Source organism: Achromobacter sp. SLBN-14 (assembly GCF_006715415.1).
GTDB classification, from domain to species: domain Bacteria; phylum Pseudomonadota; class Gammaproteobacteria; order Burkholderiales; family Burkholderiaceae_B; genus Achromobacter; species Achromobacter mucicolens.
Genome location: NZ_VFNE01000001.1, coordinates 3,717,654 through 3,737,236, shown reverse-complemented (window position 1 = coordinate 3,737,236; position 19,583 = coordinate 3,717,654). Strand labels below are relative to the sequence as shown.

Sequence of the window (19,583 nt, the reverse complement as noted above, 5' to 3'; positions counted from 1 at the left end):
TGCGCGGCGCCGGCCCACCCCGCCGCCCGGGCCGCTACCGCGCCCGGGCGCGCTCCAGCATCTGGACGATCTCTGTCTGCCCGCGCTGGCGGGCGTGCTGCAACGGCGTGCGGCCGTCCTTGTCCGGCAGATTCACGTCCGCGCCCCCCTCTATCAGCATCGCCACGATGGCCTGATGACGCGGTCCGCCATCGCTCAGAATGATGGCTTCCAGCAGCCCGGTCCAACCCAGCCGGTTGACATGGTTCGGATCCACCCCGGCCTGAAGCAGACGCTTGACGACCTCGACATGGCCCCGCTCGCAAGCAGGTATCAGCGCCGTGCCGCCGTAGCGGTTGGTGCTTTTCAGGTCCGCGCCGTGCGTCAGCGTCAGTTCAAGGATCTCGCGATATCCCTGCGCGCCCGCCAATAGATAGGCGCTGTCCTGCATGCCGTTCTTGGCGTTCACGTCCGCGCCGGCCTGGATCAGCGCCGCCGCGGCCGCTTCGTGGTTGCCCTGCGTGGCGCGCAGGAGCGGCGTGTTGCCCTGCCCGTCCCGCGCCTCGAGCGGCGCGCCTGCGGCCAGCAATTGGCGCACCCGCGCCGTGTCGCCCTTGCCGGACGCCTCCAGCAGTTGCGCGCCCCGGTCGTCCGCCGCCGCACCGAAGCCGATTGCACTGAGCGTCAGCGCGAAGCAGATGCGCCAGAAGTTGATGTAAGCCATTGCCGGCAGCCTCCCTGGTTTTTCCGGTATCGCGCCACGGTCCTGCGCCGGGCGCGCTGCCATTATCTCCCTGCTGCGCGCCGCGCAAGCTATGCTCGGTCAGATTCATGGTGACGTGCAATGCGCAGGAAACACGCGTCCGGCATGATCGGCCTCCCTCACTGATCGCAGCCCCCCACGAACTGTCATGCCTCCTCGTTCCCCTTCCGAGTTCTCGCCCGTGTTCCGTCCGCAAACGCGCCTTGCCCGCGCCCTGGCCCTGGCGTTGCTGCCGCTGGCCCTGGCCGCCTGCAATGGCGGCGGCGACGATGACGATGACGCCGTCCAGCCGCCTGTCGCCGAAACCCCGGCGCCGCCGCAGACGCCCGCCCCGGAACCGCAACCTGAGACGCCCCCGCGCAATACGGCCTACCTGCAGACCAAGCCGGGCGACGTGATCCAGGTCCGCATCGAGGAACTGCACCCCACGCAGGCCGCGATCGGCTATGACCAGATCTATTACAAGCTGGGCCGCTGGCAGGGCGACTTCGACCGCGCCACCTGGGCGGCGGATCCGGTGCTGCAACTGGATTACCTGAACCGCACGGTCGGCAAGAAGTTCGACGATTACTGCGAAGACGTGGGTGGCGCCGAGCGCGCGCAGAAGTTCCAGAGCATCGCCGAGGCCCGCGCCGCCCGCCTGGACCAGCCCGACACGTTCGCCTGCCTGGACGCGCCGGGCACCCACACCGCCAACCTGAAGACGGTGGTGGTGGGCTGGGACGGCAATCTGTACCTGACCGACGGCCACCACACGTTCTCGTCCCTGCGCGAGATCTCTGACGGCGGCCCCGAGCTGCCGGTGTGGGTGAAGGTCGACGCCAACTACAGCGACCTGACGACCGCGGCCGCCTTCTGGCAACGCCTGGTGGACGAGCGCCGCGCGTGGCTGCGCGACGGGCAGAATCAGCCCATCACCGTCGACCAGCTGCCCACGCGCCTGGGGCTGTCCCATGCGCAGGAACCCGGCGGCATGCAGGAAGACCGCTATCGCTCGCTGGTGTACTTCACCCGCGACATCGCCTACAGCAACGGCAACCTGCCCGAGTTCGCGGAATTCCTGTGGGGCGACTGGCTGCGCCGGCAGGCCGCGGCGGGCCAGCTGCCCGGGTTGGATCAGTACAAGATGCAGGCGCCGGCCACGCCCGCCGAGATCCTGGCGGTCAGCACGCTGAACAAGGACATCCTGCCGACCGGCGCCAGCGACAGCTACGCCGCCGCCGTGCGCGATGCCTCGTTGAAGATGAGCGCGTTGAACGACACGGATATCGTGTTCGAGGACCGCGATGCCGCCAGCCTGGGCCGCATCGTGCTGGCGCCCAACGCGGCCAGCGGCTCGCCCACCAAGACCGCGCGCGACACCTTGGAAGAACTGCCGCGCAACGACGTCAAGACGTCAGACGGCACGCCGCGCGGCGCGGGCAAGCTGTGGTTCGCGGTGAATTACCGCACCTGCGGCAAGCCGGCGGCGGGCACCTGCTGGGGATGGTGATGTGAAAAAGGCCCGCGCAAGCGGGCCTTTTCGCATTGGGCCGTCAGGACCTCAGAGCACTTCCTTCGTATTTTCGGCCTTGGCTAGCTGCTGCATTGCCAGGGACACCTTCTGGGCGACTTCCAGGCGTTCGGCGGCCGACATGGCGTCGTACTCTTCCTTGGAAATGCCCAGGCTTGCCAAGGCCGCGTAGAACATCTTGTCCTCGATCGACATCGCGGCGTAGTCCATGAACTCCTGCTCGGCCTGCGACGGCGCGGATTGCGCGGCGCCCGAGACGCCACGGCCCATGGCCGAACGGTTGCGCTCGGTGGCGTCGGCGAACGCCGCGCGAAAGCCCTCGCCGGCAGTGGCGTTGGCGTTGCGGGCGGACGCGGGTTGGCCGGCGCCGGCATTGATACCCAGGAAATTCACGCTGCTCATGGAGGCTCCAAAGGGAATGGCGGTCAGGCTGCCAACATACTCCCCGCCCGCGCCGCCGGAAGGCCCGGTCAGGCGCCCGATCGGCCCGCTTCTCGCGGGATTGCCGCGCGACCATTTTCAGCGTCCTTCGAGTATCTTGTGCCTCTTGCAAACCTTTCAGAGACCCCTCTCATGAGCATCGCCCCCTCCGCCGCCAGCCAGCCTGCTGCCGCCGCACCCACCGCGGACGCGTTCCTGCAGTTCCTGGTCAACCTGGTCAACAACGGCAGCCAGATCGAGAGCATTGGCGTGACCTTGCAGATGGGCGGCATGCTGGTGTCCGGCTCGATCGTCTCGGGCGCCGAGTACTTCGACACCTTCGCCGCCAGCTTTTCGGGCTCGCTGGCGTCGATGGACGATGACACGCGCCAGACCGTGCACGCTTCGCTGGCCGAGCTGGGCGATGTGTTCCGCCTGCCGCAGCCCGTTGACCCGCTGCCCAACTACATCCACCTGGCCGACGCGCTGTTCTTCACCGCTGACGGCACGCCCATTGCTGGACAGCCGACCCTGTGGCGCGGCCGCACCAGCGCCGTGGACGGATTCATCCTGGGCCGCATGCAGTCCGACGCGTCGGCCTGATCCGCATGACGCAAACCGTACCGCCACCGATCGAGGGCCAGGACATCGACCGCAAGGCGATGCTGGCCCTGATCGAGGCTGCCCCGGGCGTCCCGCTGTCATTTGTCGACTGCGACTTCCAGGAGGCGGACTTTTCGCGCCTGGATCTGCGCGGCTTTCAATTCAGCGGCTGCGCGATCGCCGGCGCCTCATTCCAAGGTGCAGACCTGACCGACACGCAATGGCTGCGCTGCCGCGGCGGGTCGGCCAATTTCGCCTCGGCCGACGCCAGCGAGGCCTCCTTCCAGAACTGCGACCTGAACAACGCCAACTGGCGCCGTGCGCGGCTGGCCAGCGCGCGCTTGCGGGCATGCAAGCTGACGGGCTCGGATTTCGATGGCATCGCGTGCCTGGGGTGGTCGCTCGAGGAATGCCTGCTGGTCGGCGCCCTGCTGCGCGGCGTGTCGTTTCGCAAGTGCAACCTGCTCCAGCTCGATTTCTCGGACGCGGATCTGTCGGGCAGCGATTTCCGCGAGACGGTCTTTCACGGCGGCAGCCTGCGCAACGCCACCCTGAAAAACGTTCACTTCGAAGGCGCGGACCTGCGCGAGGCGGATCTGGGCGGTCTGGACCTGACGGCCGCCGCCCGGCTGGCGGGCGCCACCATCTCCAAGACCCAGGCGGCGGCGCTGCTGGCTGAACTGCGCATCAGCGTGGTGTGACGCCTTTCCGATGCACCGCGTCCGCGCGGGCGCAGGCCGGCGTTGCGGCGCGTTGATTCAGCCGGGTCGACGGAAGCGCACCCGCGCCGCCTCGATCTGCGCGTGGCAGACGCACCCGCTCATGTGCTCGTTCACCATCCCGACGGCCTGCATGAAGGCGTGGATGGTGGTCGGCCCGACAAATGTCCAGCCGCGCCGCTTCAACGCGCGCGAGAGTTCGATCGACGCCTTGGATGTGGGATTGTTGTCCCAGTAGTGCCGGTCCACGGCCGCCGGACGCGTCTGCGGCTCGTGCGACCATAGCCAGCCGGCGAGCGACCCGGTTTCATCGGCCAGTTCGCGCGCGCGCTGCGCGTTGTTGATGGCCGACACGATCTTGGCGCGGTTGCGCACGATGTCGGCATTGCCCATCAGGCGCTCCACGTCGCGCTCGGTGTAGCGCGCCACGCGCTCCATGTCGAAATCGTCGAACGCCTCGCGAAACGCATCGCGCTTGCGCAGGATGGTGATCCACGCCATGCCGGCCTGAAAGCCTTCCAGGCAGATCTTCTCGAACAGGCGCCTGTCGTCGGTGACGGGCCGGCCCCATTCATGGTCGTGATAGTCCGGCATGGACGGCTGCCAGAAGCAGCGCGGCACGCCGTACTCGTCGACGATCAGGCCAGGATCGGGGCTGCCGGTGTCCGGGCTGCCGGGGTCCGGCTTGCGCTGATCCCCGCCAGTCTGCCTGGCGGCGCTCATGGCTTGCGGGGCACCGGGCAGCTGGTGTCGCCTTCCTCGCACGCGAGGTACGCGCGCAATTCCTTGGTGCGGGCCTGCGTGAGCTTGTCCAGGCACTGGCTCAGCACCATCGGATACGCGCTGCCGCCCGTAACGCCTGCTGACGAAAACGCGCATTCGGCATCGCGAAAGAACAGCCACGCCTTCTGCGCGGCCTGCAATTGCGTCAAGGCAGCCTTGCTGTCTTTCAGACGCTCGGTCACTTCCTTGTACGCGGCGTTCAAGTCGGCGTCGGACTTGCGATAAGCCTGGTCCGCGCACAGGTTCATGTCGGTCTGGGTCGACGCCTGGTCACACTTGAGCACTTGGGCCTGCGCCCCCGCTGCAAGCAGGAGCGCTGCGGCGGCAAACACGATACGCATGGGAGTTCCTCCTGTATCCGGTGGGTGGTGGGTTTGGGTGATTGCCGTGGGGTCGGCAAATGCTTGGGGGAAAGTGTCGCACGGATGCCGGCCCGGCGCAGCGCGTCCGCTCGTCGCCTAAGATAGGGCCCATGAAGATCCAATTGCTTTCCGATTTGCATCTTGAAACCGATCCCACCTTCGTGGCACAACCTGCGGCCGGGGCCGACCTCCTGGTGCTGGCCGGCGACATCGGTTCGTATCGCCAGGGCTCACGGCTGGAGCGGGACGATTTCGGCCTGGGCGACTATTCGCCCCGCCAAGGCTGGCCCACGCCTGTTCTTTTCGTGCCGGGCAACCACGAATACGACAACGTGGATTTCGACGAGACGCATGAGCGCCTGCGCGACCTGTGCGAGCCCCTGGGCATCCAATGGCTGGAACGGGAGACCACGGTGATCGGCGGCGTGCGGTTCGTGGGCACGACGCTGTGGACCGACTTCGACGCGCTTGCCGCGCCGGGCGACGCGTTGGGAGAAGTCCTGAAAAAACGCGCCAAGGCTTTCCGGGCCGCGGACTTCTATCTGGAAAAGGCCGAAATGCGCCGCCACGGCGCCCCCTTCATGGCCGAACAGATGCGCGAGCAGGGCCTGGCCTGCCAACAATGGCTGGACGCCGCGTTGCGCGTACCGTTTGACGGCACGACGGTCGCGATCACGCATTTTGCGCCCACCCTGGCCAGCGCCGATCCGCGCTACGGGGTCACGCCGGGGACAGCGGGATTCTGCAACGCGCTGGACGGGTTGCTGCCGCTGGCCGACGTGTGGATACACGGACATCTGCACTGTCCGCAGGACTACGTGAAGGACGGCTGCCGGGTGATTGCGAATCCGCTGGGGTATGCAAAGAAGGGGGAACAGGAGGGCTTCGCGCCGGGGAAGTTGTGGGAGGTGCCGGCCGATCACCGTCCGTGATCGGCAACCTTGCAGGGCTCACTTGGCGACGTGAATCGCGCGAAATACGCGTGCCTTGTCTGAGCGCTGAACCGTGCTTGCGCATCGATGCACACATCGACGCGACTGAACTTGCCTGTAATTTCCAAGCCTCGGCGATTGACGAATGGCGCGCTTACATCAATCCATGAATCCGGCGACGCGAACATCGCGGTCGAAAATCTGACTGACTCGCCGGGGTCAAAGGCTTCTCGTCTGAGACGGTGATTGTCATTGAAGTAAATCACCACCGGCTCTGGGGCGTCTTGCGCGTAGTGAATCACAACAGCAGGCGCCAGTGAGCCCCAAAGAATGAGGGTTACACATAACCCACCCAGTAGGGCAAGCAGGAAGCAAATTGACTTTCCCAGAATCCGCATGTTGTCCACCCGCTACCGTTCACAGTCATGAATTTCTTTTGACCTGTCTTGACCGCTTCCCCAAGGCACCGGTACCGCTTGGACTGCTCCGAGCAGGATGGCCGGGGTTAGCGCGTGAGGTTTTACGTCTACATACAGGTCGCACCCCAACCTGATTGAAATGTGATCCGGTCTGTCGTCTGCGCTGGCAGGCCAACCGCCGTTCTCCGGATGGTTCTGCATGGACGGTAATCGCGGTTCTGCCAAGGCGCCCAAGGTGTCATGCAACGCTTGAGCGATCCCTGCGCCATTGATCAGTTCATCGGGGGTGAAGCCGACCGCTACACCTACATAGCCATAATGAATGTTCGACCAAATGTCATAGAAATAGTCGTAGGCACCAGACTTTTGCCAGCCCGAATTCCAAACGCCTTTAAGCATTTTTTGCAGCATCGGCTTGTGATCCCAAGGCTGCCCAGGTCCGACGATATCGGCCCAGAGAGCATAAGCTCGGAGTTTCTCCTCGGGCAGCGCCTCAACATAGGTAGGGCGTGACGATAGCTTTGCATACCAGGGGGACTCGCTCCACTGTCTGCTATATGACCCAAAATCGAAATGGTTCGAGTCATGGATTTGCCGCCCTCGAATCGAAAAAGGATTGGTCTTCATTTCTCGAACGATGTATTCGGCAGGAATCACTGCTGTATCCGCGTGTTCACAACTGCTCTGCCGCAGAACATCAGAATGCGGCCTTTCCGACCCGGCCCCGCCTTCCCTCAGCTCTTTCTCGCGTGTGCGCCAATTTCGTGACACGCGAGCGATGCCACCCGAATCCGGAATCACAGATGCAATATTCTGACTTGCGATCAACGTCGCCCCGCAGGCCGTCCTCATCCCCTCAATAGCGACGTATCCGCCGTCAATAGTGAAACTGCTTACCCCCTCAACAATGGGATAGATGCCATTGCATGTTGGGCACTCCACGTTATGACCGAGACCGGCCGCCGCTCGGCCGTCGATGGAGTAGGACGAAAATCCCTCCATCACCGTGCCGCCATGGGTGGTCTTGTCGCCAACACGAATGATCGGGCGCCCTGTCATCATGGCTCCTGGCAATTGCAGATGCACCGGAGTTTGAGCGCCGAAGAAAGCGGCTTGAATCAGATAAACACGAAAATCGCCTGACGCATTGGCATCCCCTCATGCAAAGCAAAAAGCCCACCGCTTTCGCAAGTGAGCTTTTGCACGTAGACCGCTGCAGAGATCAATAGCGTCCGATCAGGGCATTGAGTTCTTTCTGCCCTGCACGCCTTGCTCGCCTTGCTCGTTTCAAGGCGCCGGATTCGGATGCCGCGTGTGAATCTGGTTGATCGCGTCCAGCACGTCCGCCGGCAAGGTCACGTCGACGCTGTCGATGTTTTCCTTGAGCTGTTCCAGCGACGTCGCGCCGATCAGGTTGCTGGTGACGAAGGGGCGCTGGTTGACCCAGGCGAGCGCCAGGTGCGTCGGCGAGATGCCGTGTGCGCGGGCCAGTTCCACGTATTCGCGCGTGGCGGCTTCGGCCTGGGGGTTGCTGTAGCGGGTAAAGCGCGAGAAGACCGTCAGGCGGGCGCCGGCCGGCTTGGCGCCGTCCAGGTACTTGCCGCAGAGCATGCCCATCGCCAGCGGCGAATACGCAAGCAGGCCCACGCCTTCGTGGTGGGTGAATTCCGACAGGCCGATCTCAAACACGCGGTTCAGCAGGCTGTAGGCGTTCTGGATCGAGGCGATGCGCGGCAGGTTCTGGTTTTCGGCGTGGCGCAGGAACTGGCTGACGCCCCACGGCGTTTCGTTGGACACGCCCACGTGACGCACCTTGCCGGCGCGCACGAAGTCCTGCAGCACCGACAGGGTTTCCTCGATCGGCACGGTGTGCTCGTCTTCGACCCACGGGTAGTTCAGCTGGCCGAACGTGGCCGTGGTGCGGTCGGGCCAATGGAGCTGATACAGGTCCAGGTAGTCCGTCTGCAGCCGCTTCAGGCTGGCGTCCAGCGCCTCGGTCAGGTTCTTGCGGTCCAGGAAGGTCTTGCCGTCGCGGATGTGGCCGGGACGCTTGGGGTCGCGCACGGGGCCGGCGACCTTGCTGGCCAGCACGATGTCGTTGCGGCGGCCCGTCTTGGCCAGCCACGTGCCGATGTAGGTTTCGGTCAGGCCCTGCGTTTCGGGCTTGGGCGGCACCGGGTACATTTCGGCCACGTCGACCAGGTTGACGCCGCGCTCCAGCGCGTAGTCCAGTTGTTCGTGCGCCTGCGCTTCAGTGTTCTGCTCGCCCCAGGTCATGGTGCCCAGCCCGATCAGGCTGACGTCCAGGTCGGTACGGCCGAGTTTGCGGTATTTCAAGTTCTGCTCCGTGCGGGGTCTTCAAGTTGGGAAGCGACACCTTACTCCAAGATGTTGGCATTTCGCTGACGGGCGGGGCGTCAGGGCCACGCCCGATTGCCGCCGCCGCGCAATCGGCTTACGCTGATGCGCACATCCAAACCGGGGGAAGACGGCATGCTGCGGGAAGTTGACGAAGTCATCATCTTTTTCGTCGTGCTCATCATTTTCCTGGCCGTCATCGAGCTTGCCTACCGGCTCGGCCGCCGGCTGCGCAAGCCGGCCGACGAGGCCGCCAAGACGCACATCACCGCGCTGCAAACCGCGCTGCTTGGCCTGTTGGCCCTGCTGCTGGGGTTCACGTTTGCCATGTCGGTCACGCGTTTCGAGACGCGCAAGAACCTGGTGCTGGAAGAGGCCAACGCCATCGGCAACGCCTATTGGCGATCGCAGCTCATTCCCGCCGAACACCGGCCTGCGGTGGCCAAGATGCTGCATGAATACGCCTCGGCGTCGCTGGACTACCACCTGGCGGATCAGGATTCGCCGCGCTTTGCCGCCGCCAACGCCACCGCGCGCCGCATCGAACGCCAGATCCGGGCGGCGGTCGCGGCCCGGGCAGAGAACCCGCCGACCATCTCCACCATCATGTTCATCCAGGCCATCAACGACATGGCGCAGATCAACGAGAAGCGGCGCGTTGCGCTGGAAAACCACGTGCCGGAGCCGGTGTACTACCTGCTCTTCATCGTGGCCGCCGGTTCGATGGCCTACATCGCCTACGGCACTGGCCTGTACGGACGGCGGCGGCCCGTGTCGACCGGCATGTTCGCCGCGCTGATCGCGCTGGTGCTGACCTTCATCCTGGACATCGACCAGCCGATCGGCGGCTTGATCGAGGTGGGCCAGGAAAGCATGGAACGCATGCGGGACACGCTGGCCGATGAAATGCGGCAGCAGCCCTAGCCGCGTTCAGGGAAAGTATTCCAGCACCTCGTCGTTCCTGTCGTCGAACGTGCCCGTGGAACGCCAGCCCAGGTGCCGGTAAAAGCCATAGGAACGCACGGCGGGGTCGCGGGCGCACCCCAGGGTCAGCCGTTCAAAGCCAAGCGCCGTCAGATCGCGCACCACCAGGTTCAAGAGCGTCTTGCCCACGCCCTGCCCCTCGTAGTCAGGCAGCAACGCCAGGACCACGATTTCGCCGGCCTGCCTGTCGCCAAAACAGTAGCCCGCGATCTTGCCGTCAGACGTGGCCACGTAGCCGGGCAGCGAACCGTCGTCGATTGCCGCCGCCCAGGACGCACGGGTGACGCCCGCCGCGGCCAGGTCTTCGGCTGAAAACGCGTTCTCGCGGGTTTTGCCGCGAATGTCGATGCAGGCCGCCACGTCCTCGGCGCGGGCGGGCCGGTAGATCAATTCCATGTTTCCTCAATCAAAGAAGGGGCGCAGAAACTGCGCCGTTACGCCGGCGTTGCCGCGGCTGACCGCCTGCGGCGTGCCGGCTGCCACGATGGCGCCGCCCGCTTCGCCGGCGCCGGGCCCGACGTCCAGCATCCAGTCGCTGCCCGCCACCACGCGCAGGTCGTGTTCCACCACGACCACGGTGTTGCCGGCGTCGACCAGGCCGTGCAATTGCGTCATCAGTTTGTCCACATCCGCCGCGTGCAGGCCCGTGGTGGGCTCGTCCAGGACGTACAGCGTGTTGCCGCGCTGGCTGCGTTGCAGCTCGGTCGCCAGCTTGATGCGCTGCGCCTCGCCGCCGGACAGTTCCGTGGCGGGCTGGCCCAGGCGCAGATAGCCCAGGCCGATTTCAGAGAGCAGCGTCAGGGGACGCTCCACGACGGCTTCGTCCTTGAAGAACGCGCGCGCCTCGTCCACGGTCATGTCCAGCACCTGCGCGATATTGCGGCCATTCCATTCGATCTCGAGTGTCTTGGCGTTGTAGCGGCTGCCGTGACACGTGGGGCACGGCGCGTACACGCTGGGCATGAACAGCAATTCGACGTGGACGAAACCTTCGCCCTCGCAGGTCTCGCAGCGCCCTTGCGCGACGTTGAAGGAAAAGCGGCCGGCGCCGTAACGCCGCGACCGGGCGGCCTTAGTGCCGGCAAACAGCTTGCGCACGTGGTCAAAGAGGCCGGTATACGTGGCGAGGTTGGACCGCGGCGTGCGGCCGATGGGCTTCTGGTCCACATTGACCAGCCGCTTGATGGCTTGCGCGCCGGCATGGATGCGGCCCGTCGTGCGCGGCAGGTTGCCGGGCTGCGGCAGGTCGCTGTCGGATTCCTCGGCGGGCAGCTCCTGGCCCAGAAGTTCACCCACCAGTTCGACCAGCGCCTGGCTGACCAGGCTGGATTTGCCCGACCCGGACACGCCCGTGACCGCAGTGAACGCGCCCAGCGGAAAGCGCGCGTCCACGCCATGCAGGTTGTTGCGGTGGATGCCGCGCAGCTCAAGCCACCCGGTGGGTTCGCGCGGCGTGCGCCGGCTGGCGGGCCGCACATCGAACAGGTATTTGGCCGTGACCGATTCCTTGACCTTGCGCAGGCCGTCTGGCGGACCGCTGTACAGCACCTGTCCGCCATGCTGGCCCGCGCCGGGCCCCACGTCCACCAGCCAATCGGCGCGGCGCAGCGTGTCCAGGTCGTGCTCCACGACGAAGAGCGTGTTGCCGCCCGCCTTGAGCTGGTCCAGCGCGCGGTGCAGCGCCTGGCCGTCCGCGGGGTGCAGGCCCGCCGAGGGCTCGTCCAGCACGTACACCACGCCAAAGAGGTTGGAACGGATCTGCGTGGCCAGCCGCAAGCGCTGCAATTCGCCGGGCGACAGCGTCGGCGTGGACCGGTCCATCGCCAGATAGCCCAGGCCCAGCGCCTGCAGCGTGCCGATGCGCTCGACCAGGTCGTGCGCGATGCGCTGCGCGGCAATGCGTTTCTCGGGCGAGGCGTCCGGCGTGCGGCGCACGTCGCTGCTGCCCGCGTGCGACAGCCCGCCCGCCGCCACGCGGCGCGCGTTGGCGCGCACCCCGGCGGCCTTGCTGCGGGTCGAGCCGCCCTTCCCGGCCGCGTCGTCGAAGCGCCCTTCAGCGGCTGGCGTCAGGATCTCGGCGATGCGGGCCAGCGGCAGTTGCGACAGGCTGCCGATGTCCAGGCCCGCAAAGGTCACGGACAACGCCTCGCGTTTCAGACGCCGGCCGCCGCATTCCGGGCAGGGCGCGCCGGTCATGAAGCGGGCCACGCGCTTTTTCATCATGGCGCTTTGCGTGGTGGCGAACGTGTGCATGACGTATCGGCGCGCGCCGGTGTAGGTGCCCATGTAGCTGGGCTCGGCCTTGCGGCGCAGGGCGGCGCGCGTCTCGGCGGGCGTGAAGCCGGCGTAGACGGGCACGGTCGGCTGCTCGTCGGTGTACAGAATCCAGTCGCGATCCTTCTTGGGCAGGTCGCGCCACGGCTTGTCCACGTCGTAGCCCAGCGTCACCAGGATGTCGCGCAGGTTCTGCCCATGCCAGGCGGGCGGCCACGAGGCAATGGCCCGCTCGCGAATGGACAGCGACGGGTCCGGCACCATGGACGCCTCGGTCACGTCGTACACATAGCCCAGGCCGTGGCAGTGCGGGCAGGCGCCCTGCGGCGTGTTCGGCGAAAAGTCCTCGGCGTACAGCATGGGCTGGCGCGCGGGATACGTGCCGGCACGCGAGTACAGCATGCGCAGCATGCTCGACAGGGTCGTCACGCTGCCCACCGTGGAGCGCACGTTGGGCGTGCCGCGCTGCTGCTGCAATGCCACCGCGGGCGGCAGGCCGTCGATGGCGTCGACGTCGGGCACGCCCACCTGATCGATCAGGCGGCGGGCATACGGCGACAGCGATTCCAGGTAGCGGCGCTGCGCTTCGGCATACAGGGTGCCGAACGCGAGCGAGGATTTGCCCGACCCGGACACGCCGGCGAACACGACGAGCGCATCGCGCGGGATGCTGACGTCGACGTTCTTCAGATTGTGTTCCCGCGCGCCTCGCACGCGGATGCAGGCATCGGGGCCCGGCTTCGAAGGTGTCTTGCGCTGGCTCATGGCCCAAATAGTAATAGACCGAAGGGCGATTGACGCCGGCATCGCGCTGCTTTAATTTCGCATCACGCGAATGGGCACGAGCGGCGCAACAGGCCGCCCTTGCCGGGCTACCGGCTCGTTCGGCGGGACCGCGCTGCTTCCGACTGCCGGGCAGGCTGCATCCCATGCGGCAGGACACGAGGACCCCATTTCCAAGGGCAAATCATGGTGATCCCGATAACCGTCCTGGTCGTGGGCGCGGGCCCGGCCGGCCTCTTGACCGCCGCCGAACTGCAGCGCCGCGGCGTCGACTGCCTGCTGATCGATGCGCACGAACGTCCGCTGGACTGGGACCGCGCCACCGTCGTACATCCGCGTTCCCTGGAAATCCTGGATACGCTGGGCATCGTCGATCCCCTGCTGGCCGCGGGCGTGAAACAGCGGCGCGCCCGCATTCATGCAAACGGCAGCGAGCTGGGCGTGATCGACCTGGAACTTGCTGGCAGCCGCTATCCCTTCAACATCGGCATCTCGGAAGAAGTCACCGAAACCGTGCTGGCCGACCATCTTGAGCGGCTGGGCGGCAAGGTCACGCGCGCCACGAAGCTGGTGGGATTGCAGGAACGGGAAGACGGCGTGCTGGCCACGGTGGAGCGCGACGGCAAGCTGTCGCAGGTGCTGGCGCAATGGGTCGTCGGATGCGACGGGCATCACAGCACCGTGCGGATGCTGACCGGCATCGCGCAGGACGGCCACGACATCAACCAGCCTTGGGCGGTGTTCGACGCCGCCATCCGAGACTGGCCTGAAGCGTTCGAGGCAAATTACGCCTACCTGGACGAGATTCCCGTCATTCTGACCGCCCTGCCCGGCGAGCGCTGGCGCGTCTACCTGCGGCCCAGTTCGGCAGAGTCGGACCTGGCCGAGGACGCGCTGTCGACGCTGCGGCGCTACCTGCCCGGCGCGCAATTTGACGACGTCTCGCACCCGGCGCGCTTCGAATGCCACACCAAGGTCGCGCGCGCGTTCCGGTCGGGCCGCGTGCTGCTGGCGGGCGACGCCGCGCACACGTGCAGCCCGGCGCAGGGGCACGGCATGAACACCGGCCTGCAGGATGCCTTCAACCTGGGCTGGAAGCTGGCACTGGTGTGCCAGGGGCATTGTTCGCCCGCGCTGCTGGACAGCTATCACGCTGAACGGCGGCCGGTGGCGGACATGGTGATGGCGTCGGGCGATGCGGCCGAGAGCGCGCAGATGACGCATGGCCAGCAGGCGCGGCGCGCGCGCGACGGGGCTATACGAGCTGCCTTCGGCAACCCCGAGGCGCGGCACCGCGAGGCCGTGTCGGAGGCCGAACTGGATATCGACTACGCCGGATCGCCGATCGTCATGGGAGACCGGCACGAGGCCATCTGGCCGGGACAGCGGCTGCCGGACCACATCGACGTGCGGTATTCCACTGGCGGATTGGGCAAGCTGCATGACTACGCCAAGCGGCGCGGCCACACCGTCCTCCTGATTGGCGGCCCCGGCACGGCGCAGCAAGCGCTGTCGGACCTGCGCCGCGACCTGCAGGCGCTGTCGGACGGGCACATCATCGAGGTCGTGGTGGCCCTGACCGCCAGCCAGGCGGTCACGGAGGTGGACGCTTACCTAGACCCCGCCGCGGCGGCCCGGCTGGGCGTGGGCGACATGGTGCTGCTGGCGGTGCGGGCAGATGGGCATGTCGGCCTGCGCGCCGACGCGCGGCACGCCGAGACGCTGTCGGCTTACATCGAACGGCTGCGGGCCTGATGGGAAAACCCATCGCGACCTAGGGAAATCCCCAGCAAATTGCTTGTCGATCCGGGTGTTGGCGGTTCGTCGTAGTCATGCACCCACCCTCACTTCAAGGCGGACTACACCATGACTACCGGAACCGTACGACACCTTCGCGTCCTGCGCACCACCCCCGAACGCGTCTATCGCGCCTTCATCGAGCCCGATGCGATAGCCAAGTGGCTTCCGCCCTATGGTTACACCTGCTCGGTCCAGGAACTGGACGCGCGCGTGGGCGGCCGCCACAGGATGGCCTTCCACAACTTTGCCACCGGCCATGAAGAGCCGTTCGGCGGTGAGTACCTGGAGCTGGTTCCGGGCGAGAAGATCCGCTACACGGACCGCTTCAACGATCCCAACCTGCCGGGCGAGATGACCACCACCGTCACCCTGCGGCAAGTGTCGTGCGGCACGGAACTGGTCATCGTGCAGGAAGGCATACCCGAGGTCATCCCGACCGAGATGTGCTACCTGGGCTGGCAGGAGTCGCTGCTGCAACTGGCGCAGCTGGTCGAGTCCGATGCGCCCGACGGCCCCGTGCGCGACTGACGCCGCCGCAGCGGGCGGCGTCGACGCCGATACGTTTGTTCATGTTTTGACACCATCAAGTCGCGCGCAACGGTGCGACTGCCTACAAAATGTGGCGCGCCCCCGGAGGGCGTTGCGCGGGGCCGTAACATACGGCCCCGCGCGCATCCCACAAGAAGGAAGAATCGTGTCAAAAGTGCTTGCCCTGCTGCTTTGCGCCGCCCTGCCCGCCGCGGCAATGGCCGCCCCCGATACCGAGCCCCTGAAGCTCAACGCGGACAACAAGCTGTACTGCAATGCCCAGACCGACTGGTGCGTGGGCATCAAGACGGATGGCGCTTTCGGAGAAAACGGTCCCTTTGCCACCAGCAGGACCCTGCGTGCCGACTACCGGTTCTGGGATTCGCCCGAGATCCCGGACTTCAAGGATTTCACCGTGTGGCCGGAACTGATCCGGCTAAGCGAAGAACGGGCGCTGGTGGGCGTGGTCGGTCCGGCCGAGCCGGACTTCGAGGCGTCCACGCCGTTCTCGGGCGGCGGCTTCTCGCGCCGCGACCTGTATCTGTACGACGTCAACCTGGGCGAACAGACCGGCGCCAGCCTGGTGCTCGTCATGCCGTACACGGCCGACGCGTCGATCCGCGCGTGCTTCAACGAGGCCGACCCGCAAAAGCGGGCCGGCCAGTGCAGCGACATCTACGAGTTCAAGGCATCGCTGAAGGCCGTGCCGGGCAAGGAACTGCCCGATCTGCAGGTCAAGACGCAGGCGACGCGCTCGCCGGCGGGCGCCAGCCGCTTTGAAGATTCCAGCACGCGCCCCGCGCTGACCCCGGCCCAGCTTGCGCCGCAGATCGACAGCCAGTGCAGCTACACCGTGACCTACGCGTGGCAACCGGGCACATCGTCCTACGAGCCGTCCAAGCCGCTGCCTGACTGCGCGGAATTCCTGTCCGCCGACCCGACCGCGAAAAAATAGGCGCGCTTACTCGGCATACCCCGGATTGCGCCGGTCCAGCCGGCGCAGCAGGCCCGGCCACGCAAGTTGGGCCTTGCGGGCGCGGTCGGCGGGCGATTCCGCCGCCGCGCGCGCCAGGATGTCGGCCGGAATGTGGGTCAGTTCGCCGCCCGCCTGCGCGCGCACCTGCACCATGCAGGCCGCTTCCAGGCGGTGCATGGCCTGGAAGGCTTCCGCCATGCTCTGGCCGACGGTCAAGAGGCCGTGATTGCGCAGGATGAGGTAGTTGTTGGCGCCCAGGTCGCGCACCAGGCGCGGCTGCTCGTCGGGGTTGAGCGCCAGGCCCTCGTAGTCGTGATAGCTGAGCGAGCGCAGCACGATGAACGCGAATTGAGACAGCGGCAACAGGCCGGCCTTCTGCGCCGACACGGCCACCCCGTTGATCGAATGCGTGTGCAGCACGCACATCGCGTCCTTGCGGGCCGCATGGATACAGCTATGGATGGTGAAGCCCGCGGGGTTGATGTCGTATTCGGACTCCATCACCTTGTTGCCGTGCAGGTCGATCTTGACCAGGCTGGACGCGGTGATTTCGTCGAACATCATGCCGTAGGGATTGATGAGGAAATGCTCCGTGCCCGGCACCTTGGCCGTGATGTGCGTGAAGATCAGATCGTCCCACCCAAAAAGCGCCACCAGCCGGTACAGCGCCGCCAGATCCTTGCGGACCTGCCATTCCGTTTCGCCGACCTGTTCGCGCACGCTGGCGCCCTGCTTGCCTGCCGTATCCATCCTGTCTCCGTATTGTTGGTGTCTTCCCGAGGCCACTGCCCCGGGATCCGTCATGCACTGTATTCCTTTTCGCGCGCAACGCGCAGCGCGGCGCGGGACACGCGTCCGTCTGGTGAAACAGGCCCGGACCCATTAACCTGTGGGCCACGCCCCAGGAGACGTCGAGCATGCTGCCTGCACTTTACGGTCATCCCTTTTCCTCGTACACCCAGAAGGTGCTCGTCGCGCTGTACGAAAACGCGACGCCCTTCGAATTTCGCGGCATCGGGCCGGACTCGCCCCAGCACGGCGCCGACTGGCTGCAGCGCTGGCCGCTGCGCAAGTTTCCGCTGCTGGTGGACGGCGGCCGCAACATCGCCGAATCCAGCATCATCATCGAATACCTGCAGCTCGCCCACCCCGGGCCGGTCCGGCTGATTCCCGACGACCCGATGGCCGCGCTGGACGTGCGCTTTCTGGACCGCTACTTCGACCTGCACGTCATGTTCTGGATGCAGCACGCAGTCAACGGCGCGCTGACCGGCGACCCCGCCAAGCGCGACGAGGCGCTGGCGCTGACCGCGCAGAAGCTGGAACCGGCGTACGCCTGGATCGACGCGCTCCTGGCCACGCGCACGTGGGCCGCGGGCAGCGACTTCACCCTGGCCGACTGCGCGGCGGCCCCCGCGCTCTTCTACGCCGACTGGACGCATCCGATCGCCGACGCCTATCCGCACCTGCGGGCCTACCGCGCGCGGCTGCTGGCGCGGCCGTCTTTCGCGCGGGCGGTCGATGAAGCCCGGCCGTACCGGCCGCTGTTTCCGCTGGGCGCGCCCGACCGCGACTGAAAACGCCGCGCCCCCCGCGGCAACATGCGAGAATCCCCGCCATTCCCTCCCCGATGAGGACGCACCGTGCAGCAGACCTTGCATCGACACCTGCCTTCCTTCTTCCGGTCGCACCTGGAATCCCTCTCCGGCGTCGGCCTCATGCTCGGCACGTTGTTCTTCGCCGCGGCGCTGACGCCCACCCTCATTCCCCGAACGCACGTCACCCAGGGCGTCCTGGCGGGCGCCTGCCTTGCGGCCGGGTATGGCCTGGGCGTGCTGTGGCATTGGCTATGGACCTACCTGGAACTGCCCTCGCCCCGCGGCCGCGCCGCGTGGGTCATCAATGCCGTCATCGGCCTCTTGTGCGTGGCGGTGGCGATCGTGTTTCTTGGCCGCGCCGCCGAATGGCAGAACACCATCCGCGCGCTGATGCAGATGGACCCCGTGACCAGCGCCCATCCCATCAAGGTCAGCCTGATCGCCCTGGCCACCTTTGCCGTGCTGCTGGCGCTGGCGCGGCTGTTCAAGCTGATCGCCCGCTACCTTGCCCGGCAGGTGCGGCGCGTCGTGCCGCGGCGCGTGGCCAACGTGACGGGCGCGCTCATCGCCATCCTTATCTTCTGGCTGCTGGCGACCGACGTGTTCTTCCGCGGCGCGCTGCACGTGCTGGACGCGTCGTTCCGCGAATTCGACGCGCTGCTCGAGCCCGAACGCCCGCAGCCCACCGCCGACCTGAAGACAGGGGGGCCCGCCTCGCTGATCCGCTGGAACGAACTGGGCCGCGCCGGCCGCGAATATATCGCCTCCGGCCCCACCGCCAGTGAAATCCAGACGCAGTCGGGACGCATGGCGCTGGAGCCCATCCGCGTCTACGTTGGTCTGCGCGGCGCGGCCACCCCCGAGGCGCGCGCGCGGCTCGCGCTGGACGAGATGAAGCGCGTGGGCGCCTTTGACCGCTCGGTGCTGGTCGTGATCACCCCCACGGGCACGGGATGGGTCGACCCCGCCGCCGCGGACTCGCTGGAATACCTGCTGAACGGCGACGTGGCCAGCGTGGCCATGCAGTATTCGTACCTGTCCAGCCCGCTGTCGCTGCTGGCGCAACCCGAATATGGCGCGGAAGCCGCGCGCGCCCTGTTCCAGGCGGTGTATGGCTACTGGACCACGCTGCCCAAGGACCGGCGGCCGCGGCTGTACCTGCACGGCCTGAGCCTGGGCGCGAAGAATTCCGCGGGGTCGGCCGAACTGTTCGAGATGATCGGCGACCCGATCCAGGGCGCGCTCTGGAGCGGCCCGCCCTTTGAAAGCCGCGTCTGGCGCACCATTACCGATGCCCGCAATCCCGGCTCGCCCGCCTGGCTGCCCGAACTGCGCGATGGCGCCTTCGTGCGCTTCATGAACCAGAACGGTTCGCCGGTGCCGGCCGACGCGCCGTGGGGGCCGATGCGCGTCGTCTACCTGCAATACGCGAGCGACCCGGTCACGTTCTTCGACTATCGCGACCTGTATCGTCCGCCCGCGTGGATGAACGCGCCGATGGGCCCGGACGTGTCGCCGGAACTGCGCTGGTATCCCGTGGTGACCATGTTGCAGCTTGCGCTGGACATGGCGGTGGGCACCGCGACGCCGATGGGGTATGGACACGTCTACGCGCCGCAGCATTATGTCGACGCCTGGGTCGCGGTGACCGGCGTGTCCGGCTGGACGCCCGACGCCCTCGAAGGCCTGAAGGCCTACCTGCTGGAGCGCGCGCAGGCGGCAATGGAAGACGAAGACGGCGACGAAGGCGCCTACGAGGGACGCGGAGGCTAGGCGCGGCAGGCGCGGC

The 19,583-nt window shown here is 66.6% G+C and carries 19 protein-coding genes; 10 read left to right on the top strand and 9 right to left on the bottom strand.

The features are described 5' to 3' along the window. Window positions 1-34: 34 nt before the first annotated feature. A complete protein-coding gene (locus FBY20_RS16915; protein ID WP_142053565.1) occupies window positions 35-703 on the bottom strand; it encodes an ankyrin repeat domain-containing protein in 669 nt (222 codons plus the stop codon). 187 nt (window positions 704-890) lie between these two features. On the opposite strand from FBY20_RS16915, the gene FBY20_RS16910 reads away from it, so the two are divergent. Further along, complete coding sequence (locus FBY20_RS16910; RefSeq protein WP_142053563.1) at window positions 891-2,234, top strand: ParB/Srx family N-terminal domain-containing protein; 1,344 nt, start codon at window positions 891-893, stop codon at window positions 2,232-2,234. A gap of 51 nt (window positions 2,235-2,285) precedes the next feature. On the opposite strand, the gene FBY20_RS16905 is transcribed toward FBY20_RS16910, so the two are convergent. Then, window positions 2,286-2,657 carry a hypothetical protein gene (locus tag FBY20_RS16905; protein ID WP_056326184.1) on the bottom strand — a complete coding sequence of 124 codons (372 nt, stop codon included), beginning with the start codon at window positions 2,655-2,657 and terminating at the stop codon, window positions 2,286-2,288. Window positions 2,658-2,828: 171 nt separating this feature from the next. Here FBY20_RS16905 and gvpU point away from each other — a divergent pair, with 171 nt between their 5' ends. Further along, window positions 2,829-3,278 carry a gas vesicle accessory protein GvpU gene (gene gvpU, locus FBY20_RS27770; RefSeq protein WP_174245422.1) on the top strand — a complete coding sequence of 150 codons (450 nt, stop codon included), beginning with the start codon at window positions 2,829-2,831 and terminating at the stop codon, window positions 3,276-3,278. A 5-nt stretch (window positions 3,279-3,283) separates the two neighbouring features. Next, a complete protein-coding gene (locus FBY20_RS16895; protein WP_142053561.1) occupies window positions 3,284-3,979 on the top strand; it encodes a pentapeptide repeat-containing protein in 696 nt (231 codons plus the stop codon). Between the two features lie 57 nt (window positions 3,980-4,036). Here FBY20_RS16895 and FBY20_RS16890 read toward each other — a convergent pair whose 3' ends face one another. Beyond that, window positions 4,037-4,591: a DNA-3-methyladenine glycosylase I gene (locus FBY20_RS16890; protein WP_255452530.1), complete on the bottom strand. Its 555-nt coding sequence runs from the start codon at window positions 4,589-4,591 to the stop codon at window positions 4,037-4,039. A 125-nt stretch (window positions 4,592-4,716) separates the two neighbouring features. Beyond that, complete coding sequence (locus tag FBY20_RS16885; RefSeq protein ID WP_056326179.1) at window positions 4,717-5,121, bottom strand: lysozyme inhibitor LprI family protein; 405 nt, start codon at window positions 5,119-5,121, stop codon at window positions 4,717-4,719. Between the two features lie 131 nt (window positions 5,122-5,252). Here FBY20_RS16885 and FBY20_RS16880 point away from each other — a divergent pair, with 131 nt between their 5' ends. After that, a complete protein-coding gene (locus FBY20_RS16880; protein WP_142053554.1) occupies window positions 5,253-6,074 on the top strand; it encodes a metallophosphoesterase in 822 nt (273 codons plus the stop codon). Window positions 6,075-6,484: 410 nt separating this feature from the next. On the opposite strand, the gene FBY20_RS16875 is transcribed toward FBY20_RS16880, so the two are convergent. Then, window positions 6,485-7,555 (bottom strand): polymorphic toxin type 44 domain-containing protein, encoded by a 1,071-nt coding sequence (locus FBY20_RS16875; RefSeq protein ID WP_142053552.1) that lies wholly within the window; start codon window positions 7,553-7,555, stop codon window positions 6,485-6,487. Between the two features lie 225 nt (window positions 7,556-7,780). Then, the gene (locus FBY20_RS16870; RefSeq protein ID WP_142053550.1) at window positions 7,781-8,830 is read right to left on the bottom strand and encodes an NADP(H)-dependent aldo-keto reductase; all 1,050 of its coding nucleotides are present in this window, start codon (window positions 8,828-8,830) and stop codon (window positions 7,781-7,783) included. 126 nt (window positions 8,831-8,956) lie between these two features. Here FBY20_RS16870 and FBY20_RS16865 point away from each other — a divergent pair, with 126 nt between their 5' ends. Further along, window positions 8,957-9,775: a hypothetical protein gene (locus FBY20_RS16865; RefSeq protein ID WP_233461928.1), complete on the top strand. Its 819-nt coding sequence runs from the start codon at window positions 8,957-8,959 to the stop codon at window positions 9,773-9,775. 6 nt (window positions 9,776-9,781) lie between these two features. Here FBY20_RS16865 and FBY20_RS16860 read toward each other — a convergent pair whose 3' ends face one another. Together FBY20_RS16860 and FBY20_RS16855 are read right to left on the bottom strand one after the other, a co-directional pair. Beyond that, window positions 9,782-10,231 carry a GNAT family N-acetyltransferase gene (locus tag FBY20_RS16860; protein WP_142053548.1) on the bottom strand — a complete coding sequence of 150 codons (450 nt, stop codon included), beginning with the start codon at window positions 10,229-10,231 and terminating at the stop codon, window positions 9,782-9,784. A gap of 6 nt (window positions 10,232-10,237) precedes the next feature. Next, on the bottom strand, window positions 10,238-12,874 hold the full coding sequence (locus FBY20_RS16855) for an excinuclease ABC subunit UvrA (protein WP_142053546.1): 2,637 nt from the start codon (window positions 12,872-12,874) through the stop codon (window positions 10,238-10,240). A 204-nt stretch (window positions 12,875-13,078) separates the two neighbouring features. Here FBY20_RS16855 and FBY20_RS16850 point away from each other — a divergent pair, with 204 nt between their 5' ends. The 3 genes from FBY20_RS16850 to FBY20_RS16840 all read left to right on the top strand — a co-directional run bounded on the left by FBY20_RS16850 (window position 13,079) and on the right by FBY20_RS16840 (window position 16,175). Next, window positions 13,079-14,647: an FAD-dependent monooxygenase gene (locus FBY20_RS16850; RefSeq protein WP_142053544.1), complete on the top strand. Its 1,569-nt coding sequence runs from the start codon at window positions 13,079-13,081 to the stop codon at window positions 14,645-14,647. A 111-nt stretch (window positions 14,648-14,758) separates the two neighbouring features. Then, window positions 14,759-15,220 carry an SRPBCC family protein gene (locus FBY20_RS16845; RefSeq protein ID WP_056326165.1) on the top strand — a complete coding sequence of 154 codons (462 nt, stop codon included), beginning with the start codon at window positions 14,759-14,761 and terminating at the stop codon, window positions 15,218-15,220. 166 nt (window positions 15,221-15,386) lie between these two features. Then, on the top strand, window positions 15,387-16,175 hold the full coding sequence (locus FBY20_RS16840; RefSeq protein ID WP_174245421.1) for a hypothetical protein: 789 nt from the start codon (window positions 15,387-15,389) through the stop codon (window positions 16,173-16,175). A gap of 6 nt (window positions 16,176-16,181) precedes the next feature. On the opposite strand, the gene FBY20_RS16835 is transcribed toward FBY20_RS16840, so the two are convergent. Then, window positions 16,182-16,946 (bottom strand): class II aldolase/adducin family protein, encoded by a 765-nt coding sequence (locus FBY20_RS16835; RefSeq protein WP_142053542.1) that lies wholly within the window; start codon window positions 16,944-16,946, stop codon window positions 16,182-16,184. A 167-nt stretch (window positions 16,947-17,113) separates the two neighbouring features. On the opposite strand from FBY20_RS16835, the gene FBY20_RS16830 reads away from it, so the two are divergent. Beyond that, window positions 17,114-17,773: a glutathione S-transferase family protein gene (locus FBY20_RS16830; RefSeq protein WP_056326156.1), complete on the top strand. Its 660-nt coding sequence runs from the start codon at window positions 17,114-17,116 to the stop codon at window positions 17,771-17,773. Between the two features lie 66 nt (window positions 17,774-17,839). Further along, window positions 17,840-19,567, top strand: coding sequence for an alpha/beta-hydrolase family protein (locus FBY20_RS16825; RefSeq protein ID WP_142053540.1), 1,728 nt, complete (start codon window positions 17,840-17,842; stop codon window positions 19,565-19,567). Window positions 19,568-19,583: the final 16 nt, after the last annotated feature.

Bases quoted from the DNA above. Each gene is read 5' to 3' on its own strand.
- FBY20_RS16915 (WP_142053565.1), bottom strand. From the start codon at position 703: ATGGCTTACATCAACTTCTGGCGCATCTGCTTCGCGCTGACGCTCAGT.
- FBY20_RS16910 (WP_142053563.1), top strand. From the start codon at position 891: ATGCCTCCTCGTTCCCCTTCCGAGTTCTCGCCCGTGTTCCGTCCGCAA.
- FBY20_RS16905 (WP_056326184.1), bottom strand. From the start codon at position 2,657: ATGAGCAGCGTGAATTTCCTGGGTATCAATGCCGGCGCCGGCCAACCC.
- gvpU (WP_174245422.1), top strand. From the start codon at position 2,829: ATGAGCATCGCCCCCTCCGCCGCCAGCCAGCCTGCTGCCGCCGCACCC.
- FBY20_RS16895 (WP_142053561.1), top strand. From the start codon at position 3,284: ATGACGCAAACCGTACCGCCACCGATCGAGGGCCAGGACATCGACCGC.
- FBY20_RS16890 (WP_255452530.1), bottom strand. From the start codon at position 4,591: ATGCCGGACTATCACGACCATGAATGGGGCCGGCCCGTCACCGACGAC.
- FBY20_RS16885 (WP_056326179.1), bottom strand. From the start codon at position 5,121: ATGCGTATCGTGTTTGCCGCCGCAGCGCTCCTGCTTGCAGCGGGGGCG.
- FBY20_RS16880 (WP_142053554.1), top strand. From the start codon at position 5,253: ATGAAGATCCAATTGCTTTCCGATTTGCATCTTGAAACCGATCCCACC.
- FBY20_RS16875 (WP_142053552.1), bottom strand. From the start codon at position 7,555: ATGATGACAGGGCGCCCGATCATTCGTGTTGGCGACAAGACCACCCAT.
- FBY20_RS16865 (WP_233461928.1), top strand. From the start codon at position 8,957: ATGCGCACATCCAAACCGGGGGAAGACGGCATGCTGCGGGAAGTTGAC.
- FBY20_RS16860 (WP_142053548.1), bottom strand. From the start codon at position 10,231: ATGGAATTGATCTACCGGCCCGCCCGCGCCGAGGACGTGGCGGCCTGC.
- FBY20_RS16855 (WP_142053546.1), bottom strand. From the start codon at position 12,874: ATGAGCCAGCGCAAGACACCTTCGAAGCCGGGCCCCGATGCCTGCATC.
- FBY20_RS16850 (WP_142053544.1), top strand. From the start codon at position 13,079: ATGGTGATCCCGATAACCGTCCTGGTCGTGGGCGCGGGCCCGGCCGGC.
- FBY20_RS16845 (WP_056326165.1), top strand. From the start codon at position 14,759: ATGACTACCGGAACCGTACGACACCTTCGCGTCCTGCGCACCACCCCC.
- FBY20_RS16835 (WP_142053542.1), bottom strand. From the start codon at position 16,946: ATGGATACGGCAGGCAAGCAGGGCGCCAGCGTGCGCGAACAGGTCGGC.
- FBY20_RS16830 (WP_056326156.1), top strand. From the start codon at position 17,114: ATGCTGCCTGCACTTTACGGTCATCCCTTTTCCTCGTACACCCAGAAG.